Source organism: Rhodopseudomonas palustris, assembly GCF_034479375.1.
GTDB lineage: Bacteria > Pseudomonadota > Alphaproteobacteria > Rhizobiales > Xanthobacteraceae > Rhodopseudomonas > Rhodopseudomonas palustris_M.
This window is the reverse complement of record NZ_CP140155.1, coordinates 4,620,166-4,640,249: the sequence shown is the minus strand read 5'-3', so window position 1 is coordinate 4,640,249 and position 20,084 is coordinate 4,620,166. Positions and strand designations below refer to the sequence as shown.

Genomic DNA, 20,084 nt, shown 5'->3' with positions numbered 1-20,084 from the left:
CTCAAGCTAGCTGCTTCGCCTTAGGCCGATCTTCACGACTGCGCGAATTTTGCCAAAACGCCGTTCGCGAGATCGAAGTTCTCGAAATACCATCTCCTTGGAAACATCCTTGGAGGAGAGATCGAATGTGCGACGTTTGCGTTGAGACCGGACTGTCCAGGCGAAGACTGTTTCAAGGCGGATTGGGGCTGCTCGCCGCTACCGCACTGCCGGCAGCCGCCTACGCGCAGGCGACGAGCATTGCGAACGACACCCCGGAGGCGGCGCTCGACAAGCTGATGCAGGGCAACGCGCGCTATGTCGGCAATCAGCTCCGCGAACGTGACTTTTCCTCCAGCCGTGTCGCCCGGACGCAAGGCCAGGCGCCGTTCGCCGCGATCCTGGGCTGCGCCGATTCCCGGATTGCACCGGAGCTGGCGTTCGATCAGGGGCCGGGCAGCCTGTTCGTCGTTCGCGTGGCGGGCAATTTCGTCACGCAAGACGGGCTCGCCAGTCTCGAATACGGCGCCGCGGTGCTCGGCACCAAGGTCATCATGGTGCTCGGGCACAGCAATTGCGGCGCGGTGAACGCCACCATCGGCGCGCTGCAGAAGGGCAACGACCTGCCCGGTCACATCGGCGATCTGGTGCGCGCGATGAAGCCCGGGATCGAACCCACCCTCAAGCAGGCCGGCGACGACCTGCCGCAGCGGGCCGTGATCGCCAATGTCCGCAGCAATGTGCAGCAGTTGCAGCAGTCGAAGCCGATCCTTGCGGACATGGTCTCGGCCGGCAAACTGAAGGTGGTCGGCGGCGTCTACGATCTCGCCAGCGGCAAGGTCACATTGGTGTAACGATCGCGACCCGCCGGTCGGCGGCCTCCACGTCCGACCGGCCCGAACTCTGCCGCGTCCGACCGTTCCGGCCTGCGGCAGCCGATGGAGCCTCTGCCGTACGTCCAGCAGCCAGCGTCGCTCCACGCGACATCGGGGCGCGTGCAATCCGGCGATGGTTGGGCTTCCGCTCACCCGCGCCCCGGCGTAGAGGTGCCTTGGCCCGGCAACTGCCGCGGCCGAGGGATCAGCTATGCAACTGCGATTTGTCGGCTGTGGCGATGCGCTCGGTTCCGGCGGCCGGCTCAACACCTGCTTCCACGTCTCGGGCGAGAGCGTCAATTTCCTGATCGACTGCGGCGCGACGTCGCTGCCCGCGCTGAAGCGCTACGGCATTTCACGCGATGCGCTCGACCTGATCCTGATCACCCATTTTCACGGCGACCATTTCGGCGGCCTGCCGTTTCTGTTGCTCGATGCGAAGTTCGCCAAGCGCAAGCGGCCGCTGGTGATCGCCGGCCCGCCCGGCATCGACATCCGCCTGACGCGGTTGATGGAAGCGCTGTTCGAACATTCGTCCGCGACCAAGCCGACCTTCGACCTGCAGGTCATCACGCTCGAGCCGGCCGTGCCCCGGTCGTTCGGCGCGGTGACGGTGACGCCGTTTCCGGTCGTGCACGGCGATTCCGGCGGGCCGTTCTATGCGTATCGCATCGAAGCCGGGGGCCGCACCCTGGCCTATAGCGGCGACACGCAATGGACCGATACGCTGGTCGCCGCGGCGCACGATGCCGATTTGTTCGTCTGCGAAGCCTACACCTACGACCGCAACGTGAAGAACCATCTCAGCCTGAAGACACTCGAGACCCACCTGCCCGAGATCAACCCGAAGCGGCTGATCCTGACCCACATGGGCGATGACGTCCTGCACAGGCTGGACGGCGTGTCGCACCAGGGCGCGAGCGACGGGCTGATCGTCGAGTTGTAGTCATTCCGGGGCGCGCCGCAGGCGCGAACCCGGAATCTCGAGATGCTCTGCTCGTATCAGATTCCAGGTTCGCCGCTCCGCGGCGCCCCGGAATGACAACGATCGGACAGCCCTCACACCGGCCACTCTTCCGCGGTGATGGTCGGCGCATCGGCGCCGACGATTTCCGAGAGCGAATCCCGCCCGGTGCGCAGCAGCGTCGAGGCGAGATCGGCCTTGATGCTGTCGACCAGGCCGAGGCCCTTGTAGATCAGCGCCGAATAGAGCTGCACCAGGCTGGCGCCGGCGCGGATCTTGGTCAGCGCCGCGCCGCCAGAATCGATGCCGCCGACGCCGATCAGCGGGAATGCGCCCTCGGCCCGGACATAGGTCTCCGCCACCATCCGCGTCGACAGCCGGAACAGCGGTCGACCGCTGAGGCCCCCCTGCTCGTTCATTCGCGTCCGCTCGCGCAGCATCGGCGACCGCGACAGCGTGGTGTTGGCGACGATCATCCCGTCGACCCGGCGCGAGCGCGCGATGTGCACCACATCGTCGAGTTCGCTGAGCGTGAGGTCGGGCGCGATCTTCAGCAGCACCGGGGTGTCGCCGGCGCTGGCGCGGACCCGCTCGCGGGCCTCGATCACCCGCGCCAGCAGATCGTCGAGCGCCGCTGCCTGCTGCAGATTGCGCAGGCCCGGCGTATTCGGCGACGACACGTTGACGGTGAAATAGCTCGCCACCGGCGCGAAGGTCTCGATCAGCGCCACGTAGTCGGCGACGCGGTCCGGACTATCCTTGTTGGCGCCGACATTGACGCCCAGGATGCCGCCCTGCTGCGCCCGCGCCGCCAGCCGCCGCAGCACCATTTCGCTGCCGTCATTGTTGAAGCCCATCCGGTTGATGACGGCCTCGTCGCGCTCCAGCCGGAACAGCCGCGGGCGCGGATTGCCAGCCTGCGGCTTCGGCGTCACGGTGCCGATCTCGACGAAGCCGAAGCCCAGCCGCAGCAGCGCATCCGGCGCTTCGGCGTTCTTGTCGAAGCCGGCGGCGATGCCGACCGGGTTGGGAAAATTCAGCCCGAAGGCGCGCACCGCGAGCTTGGAGTCGTCCGGGCGCGGTTTCACGTGCGGCAGCAGCCGCAACCCCTGGATGGCGAGGCGGTGAGCGTCTTCGGCGTCGAGCAGACGCAGCAGCGGGAGCGAAAAGGCGTCGAAGGCACGGATCACGGCGCGACCTCCGCCAGATCGTGGCTGCCATCGGCGCGGGTCGCGATCTCGCGGATGGCGGTGACGGCGCCGAGATCGAGCTCGCCATAGAGATGCGGAAACAGCTCGCCGCCGCGCGACGGCTCCCAGCGCAGCGCCGGCCCCAGCCTGTCCGCATCGACCGCGATCAGCTCGAGACCAGTCTTGCCGGCATAGTGCCTGGCGAGTGTCTCCGCCAATTGCTCCGCAGTGGAGAAATGGATGAAGCCATCGCGGCTGTCGTCGGCGCTGCCACGGTAGACGCCGGCCTGCTCGGCCTCGCGCCACGCCGAGGCGTCACAGATCTTGTAAATCGTGCGCAAAGGCCCGGATTCCCGTTGCGGCTGGTGTTGTAGCGGATCGATCATGCAACCCGCGACCGCCCGGCAACCGAAACAACATCCGCGGAATCAATACTTTGCGCACGTCCTGATCGCTGAAACCGGATCCCCCAGAGCGGACCGGCGCGCGTTCGGTTGCCTGGAAATCGTCCGGGCTTGCATCGACCGTATCGGTGGCCTCGATGCACTGCAAGCGCCGCGTTTTTGTCGCAAGACGGGATTGCGGAACGCCGCGCATTGAGGTAATAATTCCTAGTTGTCAAGCTTTTTCTGCCGCCCGGCCGCGCCGGGCTTCGCCAGGGGGTGGCCGCGATGCAAATGCTGACGCACGACCAGATCTGGACCGCACTCGACCGACTGGCCGAGCGCTCGGGCCTCTCGCCGTCCGGACTCGCCAAGAAGTCCGGGCTCGATCCGACCACATTCAACAAGTCCAAACGAATCACCAATGACGGCCGCGAACGCTGGCCTTCGACCGAATCGGTGGCGAAGGCGCTCGCTGCCACCAACACCGCGATCGACACCTTCGTGCAGCTCATCACCGACCGGCCGCGGGTGGTGCAGTCGGTGCCGCTGCTCGGTCTCGCCCAGGCCGGCGCCGGTGGCTTCTTCGACGACGGCGGATTTCCGGCCGGCAAGGGCTGGGACGAAATCGGCCTCCCGTCGATCAACGACGAGCACGCTTACGCGCTGGAAATCTCCGGCGAATCGATGAAGCCGGCCTATCGCGACGGCGACATCATCGTCGTGTCGCCCGGCACCGCGATCCGGCGCGGCGACCGCGTGGTGGTCAAGACCACCGGCGGCGAAGTGATGGTGAAGGAGCTGAAGCGACGCACCACCAAGATCCTCGAGCTGGCCTCGCTCAATCCCAGCCATCCGGACCGGACGCTGGCGCCGGCGGACGTCGAGTGGATCGCACGCATCGTCTGGGCCAGCCAGTAACCAACTGTAAGTCCTAGCTGATCGTTGGACTTCACAAAGTTCCCGGGGTGACGGATGATGGAACCCATCCTCATCCCGGAGCATTCCCCCATGAACCGTCGCGCTATCCTCAAGGCCTTCGCAGGCCTCGCAGTTTGTCCGCTTTGCGCCAGCGCCGGCGTTGCCGGGGAAGGCGGGCATCATTGGGGCTATGAGGGCGACGGCGGACCGGCGAAGTGGGGCGAGCTCGATCCGGCCAACCAGTTTTGCAGTGTCGGCGTGCAGCAGTCGCCGATCAATATCGGCTCCACGATCAGCGCCAATCTGTACCCGATCGATATCCGCTGGGCCGGCAAGGCCGACACCATCGTCAACAATGGGCACACCATCCAACTCGGCGCGGCCGAAGACAGCACGCTGAAGCTCGGCGGCGTCACCTTCAAGCTGGTGCAGTTTCACTTCCATCACCCCAGCGAACACCTCATCGACGGCAAGAACTTCCCGATGGAAGTGCATTTCGTCCATCGCGCGGCTTCCGGAACGCTCGGCGTGGTCGGCGTGCTGATGCAGCCCGGCAAGGCTAACGCGACCTTCAGCAAGATCGTCGCGACGATGCCGAAGAGCGAGGGACCGGCAGTCAAGGCCGACCCGGCGATCGACCCGAATGCATTGCTGCCGGAGCAGCGCAACTACTATCGGTACGAAGGCTCGCTGACGACACCGCCCTGTTCCGAGATCGTCGACTGGATGGTGCTGGCCAGCCCGATCACCGTGGCGGCCGACGACATCGCCACCTTCGCCAAGCTGTATCCGATGAACGCGCGGCCGGTGCAGAAGGACAACCGCCGCTTCGTGCTGCAGTCGATCTGAGCGACCGCGACACTTACCGCAGATAAAAAGGCCCGAGCCGCTGTCCGACTCGGGTCTTTTCTCTGAACGCTGAACCTGATTGCTGCTCTGGTCAGCCGCCGGTCGCCGGCGTGGCGTCGGCGGTGACCGGCGACAGGGTCACGTCGTCGACCAGCGACGACGACAGCGACGGCACCTGCGCGCCGTTGGTGGCGCGCGTCACCGCGAGCCGGGCCTTGGTGAAAGCGGCTTCGGCGCTGACGAAGCGCGACGAGATCGAGCCGAGCAGTGCGCCGACGAGGATGCTGTTCTGGCCGTCGCCGTCCTCGGCGACCTTGCCGGGCGTCGACGACGACAGCACCAGCGCGTTGGCCGGCGTATTGATCGGCGCCAGACCATGCGAATAGGCGCGGAAGCGGCGCTCATAGGGATTGCGGCGCGAAGCGTCGACGATCGCGAGCTTGGCGTGAACGCCGCGCTCCTGCATCGCGCCGAGCACGGATTCAATGCTGATCCCGGAGCGGCGGACGTCGGCCTCGTTCCAGATCCGGGCATCGACCGGGATCATGTAGCTCTCGCGGCCGGACTGGATGCCGTAGCCGCCGAAGAACAGCACCACGGTAGAATCCTTGGTGACCCGGGCCTTCATCCGCTCGACCGCCTGAAGCATGTCGTGGCGATTGGCATCCTCGATCATGTCGACATCGAAGCCCTCGCGACGCAGCGCGCCGCTGAGCGCGCGAGCGTCGTTGATCGGCTGCACCATCGGCTGCGACGCATCCGGATAGCGGCCGTTGCCGATCACCAGCGCAAACCGCGACGCGACCGGGCCGGAGCCGTCGATCCGGGTGACGTCCTTGCCGCTGTGCGGATCGCCAGCGCGCTTGTTCAGCGCGGCATGCGCTCCGATCGCCACCGACACCACCCCCACCAAAGCGGCGATGGTGGTCATCGAGCGGCGCGACAGGCCGGGTACGCGAAACCTCATCGTCAGTCTTCCTTATCCGCGCGGCATCGTTCGCGCCGGAGACGTTTGTCTGTGAAGGATGAACCAATCCCGTGCGGGAAAATTGCGCTCTATTTGCGGCACCGCACCATAACAAAGGATTAGCTGTTGCAAGGCTTTCGGACAACCCCCGCAATCGGGGGACCGTATAACCCGCAGGCACGGTGCCTCCTAGACCAGGGGTCTGCTTGGAACCCATCACGTTTCATCAGCCAATATTACGCGGCGCGACCTCGTACCCTGGATTAATCTTGCGAATTGGAGCCTTGGACGCGCAACGAGCCATCAGCCTCCCAGCCAAGCTGAGTCTCGGTCCTAAAGACGCAGCGTTTGGTCGTCGGAACCGGTTCTCCCGTTCAGCGGATCCGGCCCGGAGAGGGCAACCGGCCCGGGTCGCTCGGCCGACGACCGGGAACGATTTGTCAATCGATCCGATCCGTGCGATTTCTCAAGGGCTTGACGGTTTTTGAACTGCGGGACGAGAGCATGGATATGTTGAACATGGCCGGCGCGGCGTACCGCGCGCTGACCGCCCGCAAACAGGCGCCGTCGCTCTATGACCTGTGCGACCCGGTGTTTCTCGGTCGCAAGCACGGCGATCCGCACATCGCCAAATTCTACCGGACAGCGCTCGGCAATCCGGCGCTGCGGCCACTGCTGCGCAAGGCGGGCCTGCCGGAACTGAACGACCCTGTGCGGTTCCGCGCCATCCGCGACGCGTTGATCGCGGCCCGCGACGATGCCGATCCGGATTGGGCCGCGATCGGCGGCCCAATCGCCGAACTGCTCGACAGCATCCGGTTGCAGCATCCCAGCCCGCGCACCCATATCGCGCCGACGCAGATGCCCAGGCTCGCCGACATCGACAGCGCGATCCGGGCCACCAGCGACCATCTGCTGCGGTCGTGGGAACGCAACGGCTTCATTCCGACCTACGCCGCCTTCAACCTGATCGGCGACCCTGATTTCGGCCGCCGGGAATTTCTTGCGGCGCTCACCGGGCTGAATGCGCGCAGCTACAAGAATTCGACGCTGCTGTTCAACCTGGCGCGGCCGTTCATCGCCCGCTCGCCAGCCGCCGGATTGATCAACCCGCCATGGCGCGGCATCGCCGAGCCGATGTGGGCCCCGGTGCAGATCCGGCATCGCTCGGCTTACTACGACGCCTTCTACGTCGAAGCGCTGCTGAGCTTCTTCGAAACCGGACTGGGCACGCCGGAAGACGTCCGGACCGCTCGGCGAATCGTCGCCGACATGGTCGAGTTCTGCATCAAGACGAGCCGGGAGCGCGTCCGGTCGGCAGAGGGCGAAATCTTCGACGTGATCACGGCGCTGGCGCCGGCACCGCATCCGCGGTTCAGCCGTTTCTTCACGCAGATCAAGCAGAACCTCGGCTTCGGCGTCTACGTGCCCGACTGCGACACCACGGCGTGCGCGATCTCGGCCGCGACTCAGGCCAATTCCAGCGATCCGATCCTCGACCAGCCGCTGATCGACTTCTACGCAAGCTATCAGGTTCGCGCCGGCGCCAACGAGCCGCTGGTGACCGTGCCGCTCAACGACACCGTCGACTATGAGGGCGGCATCGTTACCTGGATCGACAGCCTCTCCGGCGAGCGGCCGTTCGGCAACGACCTCGATCCGACGCTCAATCTCGACGTGCTCGAAGTCAGCTTCCGCAATTGTGCTCGCTGGGCCATCGTCGAGACGCCGTCGCGCCTGGAAACAGTGCGTCGGATCGTCGATTTCCAGCGCCGGCTGGTGGCCAGCGGCGCCTTCACAGACCCGAAATCGCACGTCTACTATCTGCCCGAACTGTATTGCGCCTATTTCGGCCGCTGCTACGTCGCCTTCCGCTCGCTCGACGAGGGGACGAAACGCGCCATCGATCCGGATGGCGTGTTCGAGTTCATCCGCGAGCGCGTGCTGGCCTATGTCCAGGACGAGTTGGTGGCGAAAGAGATGAACGTGTTCGACGCCGCACTGGCGCTGATCGCGCTCGGCCATCTCGGCGGCGAGCTGGTGCATTTCACGCCGGCGCTGCATTGCGTGCTCGACCATCTGGGCGAAGGCGGCCGGCGCGGCCCGTTCAAAGCCTATGAATGGAATAAGATGAAGACGCCGACCCGCATTTTGGTGGGCGGCCCCGAAGTCACCTCGGCCTTCGTGCTGATGGGACTGGCGCTGGCTCGCAAGGCGATCCTGCAGCGCCCGCATGGCGGATGAACGAGGGGCGAAGCTCTCGCGCCGAGTTGAAGCCGTTGTCGGTGCGTCGCGCTGGCCGGGCCGTCAAATAACCATCACAATCGGCAGACCATTGCCGCAATGGGGCCGGTGCGCTTGCGTACCCTGTCCCGGGCTCCGACCGAGATGGCCATCGCATGCTGAAAATTCTCCTGCTTCCGCTTTCGCTGATTCTACTGCTGCCGGTCACGGCGCAGGCCGCCGACATCACCGGCGTGCCGAAGATCCGCGACGGCGACCACGTCATGATCGGCAGCGCCCGCATCCGGCTGGCGGGCATCGACGCGCCCTCAATTGACCAGCTCTGCCTCAATCCCGGCGGCGACCGCTGGACCTGCGGTATCGCCGCGCGCGATGCGCTCGCGGCCCATGTCGCCGGCAAGAGCTGGACCTGCCGCGTCACGCGGACGGAGAAGAACGGCCTCTCGGTCGCCCGATGCGAGGTCGCCGGCGAGGATATTCAGCAATGGATGGTGAAGAACGGTTGGGCACTGTCTTACGTTCGAGTCGCGCACACCTACGACGCCGACGAGAAGCTGGCGCGCGCCGCGCGCGCCGGTCTGTGGCAGGGCGCATTCATCGCGCCGTGGGACTGGCGCGTCCGCAACAAGAAGACGACGGTCCTGGGCGCCACGCGACCGCCCAAGAACGCCCGCAACATCCTGCTGGCCTCGGCCTCCGGCCCGGTCGCGCCATCGCCCGACTGCACCATCAAGGGCAACGTCAACACCGCGGGCGAGTGCATTTATCACAAGCCGACCAGCCGCTGGTACGCGAAGATCAAGATGAAGATCAGCAAGGGCACGCGCTGGTTCTGCTCGGTCGAAGACGCCGTCGCCGCCGGCTGCCGGGAGACACGGCGCTGACCTCGGCCGCTCGCGCCCTGGTCGCTTGACTTCGATCGCGCGCGGCTGCAAGGTTCCGCCGCGTTTCAATCTCCCAGAGGACAGCATCATGGCCGTCAGCGCCGGACGGGAATTCCTCGCGATTCCTGGCCCCACCAATATGCCCGACGAGGTGCTGCAGGCGATGCATCGCCCCGCCCTCGACATCTATTCGAAGGCGATGGTCGATCTGAGCGAGAGCCTGCTGCACGACCTCAGCCGGCTGTTCGCCACCCGGGGCAAGTCCTACATCTACATCGCCAACGGCCACGGCGCCTGGGAAGCGGTGATCAGCAACGTGCTGTCGCGCGGCGACAAGGTGCTGGTGCTGGAGAGCGGCCGCTTCGCACGCGGCTGGGGCAATGCCGCGCAGGCGATGGGCTGCGAGGTCGAGGTGCTACCGGGCGATTGGCGCCGCGCGGTCAAACCCGCCGAGGTCGAGGAGCGACTGCGCCGCGACAGGAATCACGACATCAAGGCGATCCTCGTGGTGCAGGTCGACACTGCATCGAGCGCTTACAACGATATCGAAGCGATCGGGCGCGCCATCAAGGCCGCGAATCATCCGGCGCTGTTCATGGTCGACGCCGTCGCCTCGCTCGGCTGCATGCCGTTCGAGATGGACGAATGGGGCATCGACGTCGCGATGTCCGGTTCGCAGAAGGGCCTGATGTCACCGCCCGGCCTCGGCTTCGTCGCGGTCGGCGACCGCGCTCGCGAGGCGCATCAGACCGCCGGCCTGCGCACGCCGTATTGGGATTGGACCAACCGCGACGGACCTGAGCACTATCAGAAATACGCCGGCACCGCGCCAGTGCATCTATTGTTCGCGCTGCGCAAGGCGCTCGACATGCTGTTCGAGGAATCGCTCGAGAACACCTTCATCCGCCACCGGCTGCTCGCCGAGGCCGTCCGCCGCGCCGTCGGCGTGTGGTCGGAAGGTCAGGTGTTCAGCTTCAACATCGAGGACGCGACCGAGCGCGCCGACACCGTCACCACCGTTCGCGCCGCCGAAGGCCACGACCTGTTCGCGCTGCATCGCTACTGCAAGGAGAAATGCGGCCTGGTGCTCGGCGTCGGCATCGGCGAACTGCAGGACCGCGCCTTCCGCATCGCCCATATGGGCCACATCAACGCGCCGATGATACTCGGCACGCTCGGCGTCATCGAAATGGCGCTGACCGCGCTGAGCATTCCCCACGGCAAAGGCGGCGTCACCGCGGCAGTCGGCTATCTGGCCGAGAGCGTGCCGGCTTAGTTTTCCAACGTCATTCCGGGGCGCGAGCAAAGCTCGCGAACCCGGAATCCCGAGATGCTCTGCACGCGTCAGATTCCGGGTTCGCTCGCTTGCGCGAGCGCCCCGGAATGACGAAGAGTAGTTACTGCTTCAGCCGGAACGCGCCGTCGCGGATTTCGATCAGGAAAGCCGAACGTTCGTCGTAGCCGTTGTGATTGTCGGGCGTCATGTTCGACAGGCCGTTGTTCAACGCCAGGTCCTTCGACTTCTCGATCTGGTCCCGGACCGCCGCGCGGAATTCCGGCGTGCCGGGCTTGGCGACCTTGAGCGCAGCGGGAATCGCGTTCTCGACCAGCGTCATCGAATCCCACAGATGCACGCCGAAGATGGTCGGCGCCGCGCCGCCATTGGCGGCCTTGTAGGCGTCGACGAAGCGCGCCTTGACCTTGCGGAACGGGCTGTCGGCCGGCATGTCCTCGGCGCCCGAGAACGCCTCGCCGGCGAAGATCGCGCCTTCGACGTCCTTGCCGCCGAGCTTGATGAATTCCTCGGTGGCGACGCCGTGGGTCTGATAGATCGGCCCCTTGAAGCCGCGCTCGCGCAGCGCCTTCTGCGGCAGCACTGCCGGCGTGCCGGCCGCGGCGATGAACACCGCGTCGGGCTTGGTGGCGATGATCTTCAGCACCTGGCCGGTGACGCTGGCATCGCTGCGCGCATAGACCTCGTGGGTGGTGAGTTCGAAGCCGAGCTTGGGCGCCGCGGCGGCGAGCACCTTGTAGTAACCCTCGCCGTAAGCATCCGAGAAGCCGATATAGCCAACCTTCTTGGCGCCGGACTTGGCGATGTATTTGCCGATCGCTTCGGCCATGATGTCGTCGTTCGGCACGACCTTGTAGACCCATTTGCGGCGGTCATCCATCGGCGCGACCAGGATCGCGGCCGCGGCCATGGTCATCAGCGGCGTCTTGGCCTCGGCGGCGATTTCGATCAGCGGCAGGCTGACCGGGGTGAGCGACGAGCCGATCAGCACGTCGACCTTCTCCTCCGACAGCAGCTTGCGGGCGTTCTGCGCCGCCTTGGTCGGATCGGATTCGTCGTCCAGCGCGAAGTAAGTCACCTTCTCGCCGCCGATCTCCTTGGGCAGCGCCGCCACCGTCTTGGATTGCGGCTGGCCGAGCGCCGCGCCCGGGCCGGAAGCGCTCATGGTGATGCCGATCTTGATCTCGGCCTGCGCCGCCGTCACGCCGGCCAGCATCGTCGCCAGCGCGACGATCAGAGTCTTGGTCTGTTGCATTGACGTCCTCCTCCGTTGGTTCTTCTTTCAGAACTCGTTTCGTAGTCCGTACTAGTACTCTTGGCCGCCGAGGCCGAGATAGCTCTCGACCAGTCGCGGATCGGCGGCGATATCCGCCGGAGAGCCCTGCTTGGTGATCGCGCCGAGCTCCATGACGTAGGCATAGTCCGCGACTTCCAGCGCGGCGCGCGCGTTCTGCTCGACCAGCAGGATCGACACGCCGGTCGTGCGCAGATCGGTGAGAATGTGGAACACGTCGCGCACGATCCGCGGCGCGAGCCCGAGGCTCGGCTCGTCGAGCATCAGCAGCGTCGGCCGCGCCATCAGCGCCCGCCCCATCGCCAGCATCTGCCGCTCGCCGCCGGAGAGGGTGCCCGCGAGTTGCGCACGCCGCTCCTGCAGCCGCGGCAGCCGCGCGTAGATCTCCTCGATGGACTGGTTGCGCTCGGCGCGGCTGCGGCGGAAGCCGCCGAGCAGCAGATTGTCCTCCACCGGCATGTCGGCGAACAGCTCGCGCCGCTCCGGCACGAGACAAAGTCCCGCCTTGACCCGCGATTCCAGCATCACGCTGCTGACGTCCTCACCGCGGAAGCCGATCCGGCCGCGCGCCTTCAGCAGGCCCATGATGGCGTTGAGCAGCGTCGTCTTGCCGGCGCCGTTGGCGCCGATCACGGTGACCAGTGCGCCCTGCTCGACCCTGATCGAGACGTCGTGCACCACCTCGGCGCGGCCATAGGCGACGCTGACATTCCGGACATCGAGCAGCGGCGCGGTCACGACACGCCTCCGAGATAGGCCTCGAGCACCGCCGGATCCTGACGGATCGCGGCCGGCGCGCCTTCGGCGATCTTGGTGCCGAAATCGAGCACCACCAGGCGGTCGGCCAGACTCATGACGAAATCCATGTCGTGCTCGACCAGCAGCACGCTCATGCCTTCGGCCCTGACTTCGCGCAGCAGCCTGGCCAGCGCCTTCTTCTCGCCGACGCGCAGCCCCGCGGCCGGTTCGTCGAGCAGTAGCAGCACCGGCTCGAGGCAAAGCGCGCGCGCGACTTCGACCAGGCGCAGCTGCCCGAGCGCCAGTGTACCCGCAGGCTCATACGCGACGTCGGCGAGGCCGACCCGCGCCAGCGCGCGCATTGCACTGTCGAGCAGCAGCGCCTCCTCGGCGCGATCGAGCCGAAGCATCGCGCGCAGCACGCCGGCCCTTCCGCGCAGATGGGCGCCGAGCGCGACGTTCTCGATCACGCTCATATCGGCGACGATCTCGACATGCTGGAAGGTGCGGCCGAGGCCGAGCGACGCCGCGCGCTGCGGCGTCTGCGCTTGCAGCGGGTGACCTTCGAATTCGATCCGCCCTGAGGTCAGCGGCAGCACGCCGGTGATCAGGTTGAAGGTGGTGCTCTTGCCGGCGCCGTTCGGGCCGATCAGGCCGATGATCCGGCCGCTGTCGACCTCGAAGCCGACATCGTTAACGGCGACCAGGCCGCCGAAGGTTTTGCGTGCCTGATCGGCCTGCAGCAGCTTCGTGCCGGGCGCCGGCAAAGCGCGTGCCGGCAGGCGATCGCCGTCCGGCGGCGGCGGCAGTTTCGGCGCCGGTGGCGGGCCGAACAGGATCGGCCACAGCCCATTCGGCGCGGTCTGCAGCAGCAGCACCAGCACGGCGCCGAAGGCGATGATCTCGAAATTGCCGGTATGGCCGAGCAGCCGGGGCAGCCAATCCTGCAACTGATCGCGCAGGAAGGTGATGCCGGCGGCGCCGAGGATCGCGCCATAGACACGCCCGGCGCCGCCGAGCACCGCCATCAGCAGATATTCGGTGCCGGCGGTGATGCCGAACGGGCCCGGCGACACCGAGCGCTGGAAATGCGCGTAGAGCCAGCCGGCAAGCCCGGCCAGCATCGCCGCATAGACGAACACCATCAGCTTGGCGCCGGCGGTGTTGACGCCGAACGCTTCCGCGGCGCGCGTCGAGCGACGCAGCGCCCGCACCGCGCGGCCGACCCGGCCGCCGAGCAGGTTCTGCGTCGCGATCACCGCCAGCACCACGGCGATCCAGACCACGACGAAATAATCGCGCGGCGCGGTCAGTGCGTAGTCGCCGATCTTCAGCGATGGAATTCCCGGCAGGCCGTCATGGGCCCCGAGCCAGCTCAGATTGCCGAACAAGTAGAAGAAGGCGATGCCCCAGGCGATGGTGCCGAGCGGCAGATAGTGACCGGACAGGCGGACCGTGATCGCGCCGACCGCCAGCGCAACGATCATGGTGACGAGGATCGCCGCAGGCAGGGTCAACCACGGCGAGATGCCGTAATACACCGTCAGCACGCCGGTGGTGTAGGCGCCGAAGCCGACGAACGCCGCCTGGCCGAACGAGGTCATGCCGCCGACGCCGGTGAGCAGCACCAGGCCGATCGCCACCAGGCTGGAGATGCCGATATAATTGAACAGCGTGATCCAATAGTCCGGCATCAGCCCGCTGAACGGCAGGATCAGGATCGCGGCAGCGACAGTCGCGCGGATCAGCCGGGGCGCGGGGAGCTTCATTCCGATTCCTCGGCATGGGGTGCGACGATCGACCGCCAGGCAAGCACCGGAATGATCAGCGTGAACACCAGCACTTCCTTGAAATTGCTGGCCCAGAACGAAAACAGCGCTTCTGCAAATCCCACTGTGAGCGCCGCCAGCACCGTCAACGGATAGCTCACCAGCCCGCCGAGGATGGCGGCGACGAACGCCTTCAGCCCGATCAGGAAGCCCGAATCATAAGCCACCGTCATCAGCGGTCCCACAAGCGCGCCGGACACCGCGCCGATCAGCGCAGCCAGCGCGAAGGCGATCTGCCCCGCCGCCGAGATCGGGATGCCGACCAGCCGCGCCCCGGTGCGGTTCGACGAGCACGCCTTGAGCGCCTTGCCGAGCAAGGTGCGGCCGAAGAACAATGCGAACAGCGCCAGCAGCACGGCGGTCACCACCAGCACCGCGACGCTCTGGCCGGTGATCAGCAACTCGCCGAGCGAGAAGGATTGCGACGACAGCGGCGTGGTGCCGGTGCCTTCCGGGCCGAAGAACAGCAGGCCGAGCCCCATCAGCGAGAAGTGCACGCCGAACGATGCCATCAGCAGCACCAGCACGCTGGAATGCGCGATCGGCTCGAAGGCGATGCGGTACAGCATCGGCCCCATCGGCATGATCAGCGCGATCGCGAGCAGGATGCTGCCGACCTGCCCGATCTTCATCGGCGCCAGAGCCTGCGTCAGCAGCAGCAGCGCGACCGGCAGCGCCAGATCGAACAGCGCGATCCAGGCGACGCGGCGCAGCGTCAGATCGCGAAAATGGCGGATCAGCTCGGACAGCGCGGCCAGACATCCGAGCGCCAGCAACAGCCAAGGCGTCGCCGGCGCGACGCCATTCTCGAGCGCGGCGATGGTCAGCGCCGTGAACGCGACGAACTCACCCTGCGGCACCAGAATGACGCGCGTGACCGCGAACACCAGCACCAACGCAATGGCGACGAGCGCATAGACGGCGCCATTGATGATGCCGTCCTGCAAAAGAAACAGGAATATCGTGGTGTCCACGCGTCCTCCCCCGGCGCGACCCGGGCGCTTGAACGGCCCGGTTTTCGCTAAGGCTGGTAAAATTCACCAACCGCTCGTTTAATTCAAGGGGGTCGTGACGCGGAAAGCCGTCAAAGATCGACGCTGCGCAGCAACATGCCGCGCGGTCCCCCGACGCGCGGCATCGAAGCCTTAGCGCATCGGGCAAAAGCCAAACATCCCTACGATGGGACCAAAGCCGCCCGCCGCATCCAGTGCAGCAGGACGACGCTGCCGGCGACCGAGCCGGCGATCAGCGTCAGCGCCATGAGAAACGCGAACGGACCCGTGAAGGCCTCGGCCAGCGCGAAGTAGATCGAGCCGATCGCCGCGATGCCGGCGGCCGACGAGATCTGCGTGGTGGTGCCGTAGAGACCGGAGCCGGAGCCGGCGCTGGCCGCCTGCACCGTCGACAGCACAGCGCCCGACAGCGGCGCCATCACCAGGCCCTGGCCATAGCCGGTCACGATCAGCACCAGCGCCAACAGGAACGGCGTCGGCGCCGCGATCGTGGCGGCCGTCAGCGCGACCAGCGCGAGGCCGGCGATCTGCAGCAGGCAGCCCTCGATCAGCACCAGCGTCCCGCGCCGCTTCGCGCGCGCGCCCGAATGCCGCGACGCGATGACGAAGGCCAATGCGAGCGGCAGAAACACCAGGCCGGCTTGCAGTGGAGGGATCTTCAGCACCATCTGCATGTACAGCGTCACCACCAGATAGAACGACTGATTGGCGAAGAAGAAGCAAAACACCGCGCCGAGCCCGCGCATGAAGGCCGGATCGGCGAGCAGCGTGAGATCAATTAGCGGCATCCCGCCGCGCGCCGCGAGCGCGCGCTCGTAGCGCACGAACAACAGCACGATGCCGACGCCTCCGGCCATCACCGCCCAGACCCACCACGCCCAGCCGACCTCGCGGCCGAAAAGCAGCGGGCCGATCACGCACAACAGGCCGGTGAACAAAATCGCCGCGCCCGGCAGGTCGAGCCTGGTGCCCGGCCGCCGCGGCGCCTGCGGCACCACCCACGCTGCGGCAGCCAGAATGATGAGCCCGACCGGAACGTTGACGAAGAAGATCGCACGCCAGCCGTAGCCGCCGAGATCGAGCGTCACCAAGAGGCCGCCGAGCGCGAAGCCGGCCGCGCCGGCGAGGCCGAGCACGATGCCGTAGATCGCGAACGCCTTGGCCCGAGCGGCGTCCGGAAACAGCACATGCAGAGTCGCAAGCACCTGCGGCACCATCAGCGCCGCGGTGGTGCCCTGCGCCAGCCGCGCCAGGATCAGTTCGGTGCCGGATTGCGCCAGCCCGCACCATAGCGATGTCAGGGTAAAGCCGACAACGCCGGCGAGAAACACCGTCCTGGTGCCGTAGATGTCGCCGAGCCGACCGCCGGTGACGATCAGCGTCGCATAGCCGATCAGATAGATCGCAATCACCGCCTCGAGCTGCGACGACGAGGCGTTCAGCTCGGCCGAGATCGTCGGGATCGCGACGTTGACGATGAAGGAGTCGACGCCGAACATGAACTGTGCGGAGACCACGATCGCCAGCACGCGCCAGCGGCGCGATGAATCCGTGGTGACGGCGAGGGTTTGATGCATGGCGACGATCCTGGGCAATCGGCTGCGGAAGCAGGAGCGTCGCAGCCCGTCGTCATCGGGTCGATTACCTCGCAGGTAACCGGAATGAATTGGGACATCGTCGCCATCGGGCGGCGACCGAAAATGCAAACAGGCTCGAAAACAGGTGTCACGAAACGGCCCGTGGGTCGCTCCGCACAATTATCGGCACCAATCTGAAGAAGCAGGCGGTCACCTGTCAACGACCTTTCCCCGTCATTGCGAGCGAAGCGAAGCAATCCAGCGCTTCGGTGTTCGGCGCTGCTGGATTGCTTCGTCGCTCAGCTCCTCGATGAGGGGGTGGAACAATGGTCAGCAAAAAGGCCCCGGTGTGATCCGGGGCCTTCGCTCTCTCAATGCTGCGCTGCGGTCAGTGGCGACGCATCAACCCCACGGGCCGCGGGCACGGGGCTGGCCGCTGCCGCGCGGCGCACCGGTCCACGGGCCGCGCGGCGACGGGCTACTCGGCCGGCCGAAGCTCGCACCGCCGCCGCCGATCTCGCCGGCGAGACGCTGCAGCGCCGCAACGCGATTCTCGGTCGAGGGATGGGTCGCGAAAAGATTGTCCATCCCCTGGCCCGACAGCGGGTTGATGATGAACATATGCGCGGTCGCCGGCGCCCGCTCGGCCTCGTAATTCGGCACCTGATGCGCGGCGTTCTCGATCCGGCCGAGCGCCGAGGCGAGCCACATCGGCTGGCCGCAGATCCGCGCGCCCATTTCGTCGGCGGCGTATTCGCGGGTCCGGCTGATCGCCATCTGCACCAGCATGGCGCCGAGCGGCGCGAGAATCATCAGCGCGATCGAGCCGATCAGGCCCGGGCCGCTGTTGTTCTCGCGGTTGCCGCCGAAGAACATGCCGAACTGCGCCACCATCGAGATCGCACCGGCGATCGTCGCCGTGATGGTCATCAGCAGCGTGTCGTGGTTCTTGATGTGCGCGAGCTCATGCGCCACCACGCCGGCGAGTTCCTCGCGGCTGAGCGACTGCATCAGGCCGGTGGTGACGGCGACCGCGGCGTTCTCCGGATTGCGGCCGGTGGCGAACGCGTTCGGCTGCGGGTTGTCCATGATGAACACCCGCGGCATCGGCAGGCCGGCGAGGCCGGCCAGCTCCGCCACCATCCGGTGCAGGTCCGGCGCGGTGCGCGCGTCGACCTCCTGGGCGCCGTACATCGACAGCACCATCCGGTCGGAATTCCAGTAGGTGAAGATGTTCATCGCCGCGGCGACGACCAACGCGATCATCGCGCCGCTGGCGCCGCCGATCAGATAGCCGACGCCCATGAACAGCGCGGTCATACCGGCGAGCAACATCGCGGTTTTAAAGTAACTCATGGTCCTCCTCCTGCGTCCCGTCCGATGGACGGCTCACGCATCCGTGAGATGGTAACTCTTTGCTTTCGAACAAGATCGGCCTCTGCGGCAGCGCGTCGCGGCTTGCCGCGGCAAAGCGATCGCCGGCGGCGTTGGGAGACCGATCGCTTTGGTGCCGAGCGACATTCTCACCCGCAAGCAGCGGCATCATGACGGCGAACGTCACCGAGTTAGCGCTTGCCAAGCCGATCACGCGCCTCCTATTTTCAACTGCAACTGGCCACAAGACGGAGGCTCAGCTCCGCGAAGGCTGTCAGGAAACGTCGAGGGAACTCCATGTCGATCCAGGCCGCGGACTCGTCGCTCATTGCAACACTGCCGCCGCCACGCAGTGCGCTCGCCCATATTCCCGGGGACGAAGGCTGGCCGATCATCGGTCGCACCCTGCACGTGCTCGCGGACCCGAAGGGCCAGGTCGAGATGATGGGCCGGCTGTACGGCCCGGTGTATCGCAGCCGGGTGCTCGGCGAGACCAGCATCACGCTGCTGGGGCCGGAGGCCAACGAGCTGGTGCTGTTCGACAATACCAAGCTGTTCTCCTCGACCCACGGCTGGGGATCGATTCTCGGGCTGCTGTTTCCGCGTGGGTTGATGATGCTCGATTTCGACGAGCACCGGCTGCACCGCAAGGCGCTGTCGGTGGCGTTCAAGGCCGGGCCGATGCAGTCCTATCTCGCCGAGCTCAACTCGGGCATCGCGCGACGCGTGGCGCAGTGGCGGGCGCAACCCGGAGAGATGCTGTGCTATCCGGCGATGAAGCAGCTCACGCTCGACCTCGCCGCGACTTCGTTCCTCGGCACCGCGATCGGTGCGGAAACCGCAGAGGTCAACGCCGCCTTCGTCGACATGGTGGCGGCCTCAGTCGCGCCGATCCGCAAGCCGTGGCCCGGCACGGCGATGGCGCGCGGTGTCCGCGGCCGCAAGCGCATCGTGGCTTACTTCTCCGAACAGATCCCGATCCGCCGCGCCAAGGGCGGCGACGACCTGTTCTCGCATTTGTGCCGCGCCACCCATGAGGACGGCGCACTATTGTCGACGCAGGACATCGTCGACCATATGAGCTTCCTGATGATGGCGGCGCACGACACGCTGACCTCGTCGCTGACCTCGTTCGTCGCCGCACTAGCCGCCGATCCGCACTGGCAGCAGCGGTTGCGGGAGGAAATCGCCGGCCTCGGGCTGAAGCCGGGTGAAGCGATGACGTTCGAACAGCTCGATGCGTTACCGTTGACCGAGATGGCGTTCAAGGAAGCGATGCGGCTGCGGCCGCCGGTGCCGTCGCTGCCGCGTCGCGCCACCCGGGAATTCACCTTCAAGGGCTACACAATTCCGGCCGGCACCATGGTGGCGATCAATCCGCTCTACACCCACCACATGCCGGAGATCTGGCCCGACCCGGACAGATTCGATCCGCTCCGCTTCACCGACGAGGCGCAGCGTGGCCGCCACCGCTTCGCCTGGGTCGCCTATGGGGGCGGCGCGCATATGTGCCTCGGGCTGAACTTCGCCTACATGCAGGCGAAGTGCTTCGCGGTGCACCTGCTGCAGAACCTCAGCCTGGGCCTGCCGCCGAACTATCAATCGTCGTGGCAGATGTGGCCGATCCCGAAGCCGAAAGACGGCCTGCGGGTCAACATGGCGCCAGTGAAGTAGTTAGCAGAACAACGTCTCTCGTCATTGCGAGCGGA

The 20,084-nt window shown here is 66.3% G+C and carries 18 protein-coding genes; 8 read left to right on the top strand and 10 right to left on the bottom strand.

What is annotated here, in order from left to right; all coding sequences use genetic code 11:
- The first annotated feature begins 125 nt into the window (after positions 1 to 125).
- Together SR870_RS21000 and SR870_RS20995 are read left to right on the top strand one after the other, a co-directional pair.
- A complete protein-coding gene (locus SR870_RS21000) occupies positions 126 to 833 on the top strand; it encodes a carbonic anhydrase (protein WP_322515439.1) in 708 nt (235 codons plus the stop codon).
- A gap of 232 nt (positions 834 to 1,065) precedes the next feature.
- Positions 1,066 to 1,800: an MBL fold metallo-hydrolase gene (locus SR870_RS20995; RefSeq protein WP_322515438.1), complete on the top strand. Its 735-nt coding sequence runs from the start codon at positions 1,066 to 1,068 to the stop codon at positions 1,798 to 1,800.
- A gap of 113 nt (positions 1,801 to 1,913) precedes the next feature.
- On the opposite strand, the gene SR870_RS20990 is transcribed toward SR870_RS20995, so the two are convergent.
- From SR870_RS20990 to SR870_RS20980, 3 genes are read right to left on the bottom strand one after another with little or no spacing between them, the layout of a single operon-like run.
- Positions 1,914 to 3,008, bottom strand: a complete 1,095-nt coding sequence (locus SR870_RS20990; protein ID WP_322515437.1) for a quinone-dependent dihydroorotate dehydrogenase — start codon at positions 3,006 to 3,008, stop codon at positions 1,914 to 1,916.
- A complete protein-coding gene (locus SR870_RS20985; RefSeq protein WP_322515436.1) occupies positions 3,005 to 3,349 on the bottom strand; it encodes a DUF952 domain-containing protein in 345 nt (114 codons plus the stop codon). Before SR870_RS20985 ends, SR870_RS20990 begins: the two co-directional genes overlap by 4 nt.
- Positions 3,324 to 3,605: a hypothetical protein gene (locus SR870_RS20980; RefSeq protein WP_322515435.1), complete on the bottom strand. Its 282-nt coding sequence runs from the start codon at positions 3,603 to 3,605 to the stop codon at positions 3,324 to 3,326. Before SR870_RS20980 ends, SR870_RS20985 begins: the two co-directional genes overlap by 26 nt.
- Positions 3,606 to 3,685: 80 nt before the next feature.
- Between SR870_RS20980 and SR870_RS20975 the strand changes: the two genes are divergently transcribed.
- Both SR870_RS20975 and SR870_RS20970 read left to right on the top strand, forming a co-directional pair.
- Positions 3,686 to 4,312, top strand: a complete 627-nt coding sequence (locus tag SR870_RS20975) for a S24 family peptidase (protein WP_416221175.1) — start codon at positions 3,686 to 3,688, stop codon at positions 4,310 to 4,312.
- Positions 4,313 to 4,402: 90 nt separating this feature from the next.
- Complete coding sequence (locus SR870_RS20970) at positions 4,403 to 5,161, top strand: carbonic anhydrase (protein ID WP_322515433.1); 759 nt, start codon at positions 4,403 to 4,405, stop codon at positions 5,159 to 5,161.
- Between the two features lie 91 nt (positions 5,162 to 5,252).
- Here SR870_RS20970 and SR870_RS20965 read toward each other — a convergent pair whose 3' ends face one another.
- Positions 5,253 to 6,128: a caspase family protein gene (locus SR870_RS20965; protein WP_322515432.1), complete on the bottom strand. Its 876-nt coding sequence runs from the start codon at positions 6,126 to 6,128 to the stop codon at positions 5,253 to 5,255.
- 504 nt (positions 6,129 to 6,632) lie between these two features.
- On the opposite strand from SR870_RS20965, the gene SR870_RS20960 reads away from it, so the two are divergent.
- From SR870_RS20960 to SR870_RS20950, 3 genes are all read left to right on the top strand, one after another.
- A complete protein-coding gene (locus SR870_RS20960) occupies positions 6,633 to 8,372 on the top strand; it encodes a hypothetical protein (RefSeq protein WP_322515431.1) in 1,740 nt (579 codons plus the stop codon).
- Positions 8,373 to 8,527: 155 nt separating this feature from the next.
- Positions 8,528 to 9,256 carry a thermonuclease family protein gene (locus SR870_RS20955; protein WP_322515430.1) on the top strand — a complete coding sequence of 243 codons (729 nt, stop codon included), beginning with the start codon at positions 8,528 to 8,530 and terminating at the stop codon, positions 9,254 to 9,256.
- Between the two features lie 88 nt (positions 9,257 to 9,344).
- Positions 9,345 to 10,532, top strand: a complete 1,188-nt coding sequence (locus SR870_RS20950) for a pyridoxal-phosphate-dependent aminotransferase family protein (protein WP_322515429.1) — start codon at positions 9,345 to 9,347, stop codon at positions 10,530 to 10,532.
- 121 nt (positions 10,533 to 10,653) lie between these two features.
- On the opposite strand, the gene SR870_RS20945 is transcribed toward SR870_RS20950, so the two are convergent.
- The 6 genes from SR870_RS20945 to htpX all read right to left on the bottom strand — a co-directional run bounded on the left by SR870_RS20945 (position 10,654) and on the right by htpX (position 18,357).
- Positions 10,654 to 11,805, bottom strand: a complete 1,152-nt coding sequence (locus SR870_RS20945) for an ABC transporter substrate-binding protein (protein WP_322515428.1) — start codon at positions 11,803 to 11,805, stop codon at positions 10,654 to 10,656.
- A 51-nt stretch (positions 11,806 to 11,856) separates the two neighbouring features.
- Positions 11,857 to 12,582 (bottom strand): ABC transporter ATP-binding protein, encoded by a 726-nt coding sequence (locus SR870_RS20940; RefSeq protein ID WP_322515427.1) that lies wholly within the window; start codon positions 12,580 to 12,582, stop codon positions 11,857 to 11,859.
- The gene (locus tag SR870_RS20935; protein WP_322515426.1) at positions 12,579 to 14,351 is read right to left on the bottom strand and encodes a branched-chain amino acid ABC transporter ATP-binding protein/permease; all 1,773 of its coding nucleotides are present in this window, start codon (positions 14,349 to 14,351) and stop codon (positions 12,579 to 12,581) included. Before SR870_RS20935 ends, SR870_RS20940 begins: the two co-directional genes overlap by 4 nt.
- Positions 14,348 to 15,385, bottom strand: a complete 1,038-nt coding sequence (locus SR870_RS20930; protein ID WP_322515425.1) for a branched-chain amino acid ABC transporter permease — start codon at positions 15,383 to 15,385, stop codon at positions 14,348 to 14,350. The genes SR870_RS20935 and SR870_RS20930 overlap by 4 nt, the downstream gene beginning before the upstream one ends.
- Before the next feature lie 200 nt (positions 15,386 to 15,585).
- A complete protein-coding gene (locus SR870_RS20925) occupies positions 15,586 to 17,001 on the bottom strand; it encodes an MFS transporter (protein WP_322515424.1) in 1,416 nt (471 codons plus the stop codon).
- Positions 17,002 to 17,403: 402 nt separating this feature from the next.
- Positions 17,404 to 18,357, bottom strand: coding sequence for a zinc metalloprotease HtpX (gene htpX / locus SR870_RS20920; protein WP_322515423.1), 954 nt, complete (start codon positions 18,355 to 18,357; stop codon positions 17,404 to 17,406).
- A 315-nt stretch (positions 18,358 to 18,672) separates the two neighbouring features.
- Here htpX and SR870_RS20915 point away from each other — a divergent pair, with 315 nt between their 5' ends.
- Complete coding sequence (locus tag SR870_RS20915) at positions 18,673 to 20,049, top strand: cytochrome P450 (protein WP_322515422.1); 1,377 nt, start codon at positions 18,673 to 18,675, stop codon at positions 20,047 to 20,049.
- Positions 20,050 to 20,084: the final 35 nt, after the last annotated feature.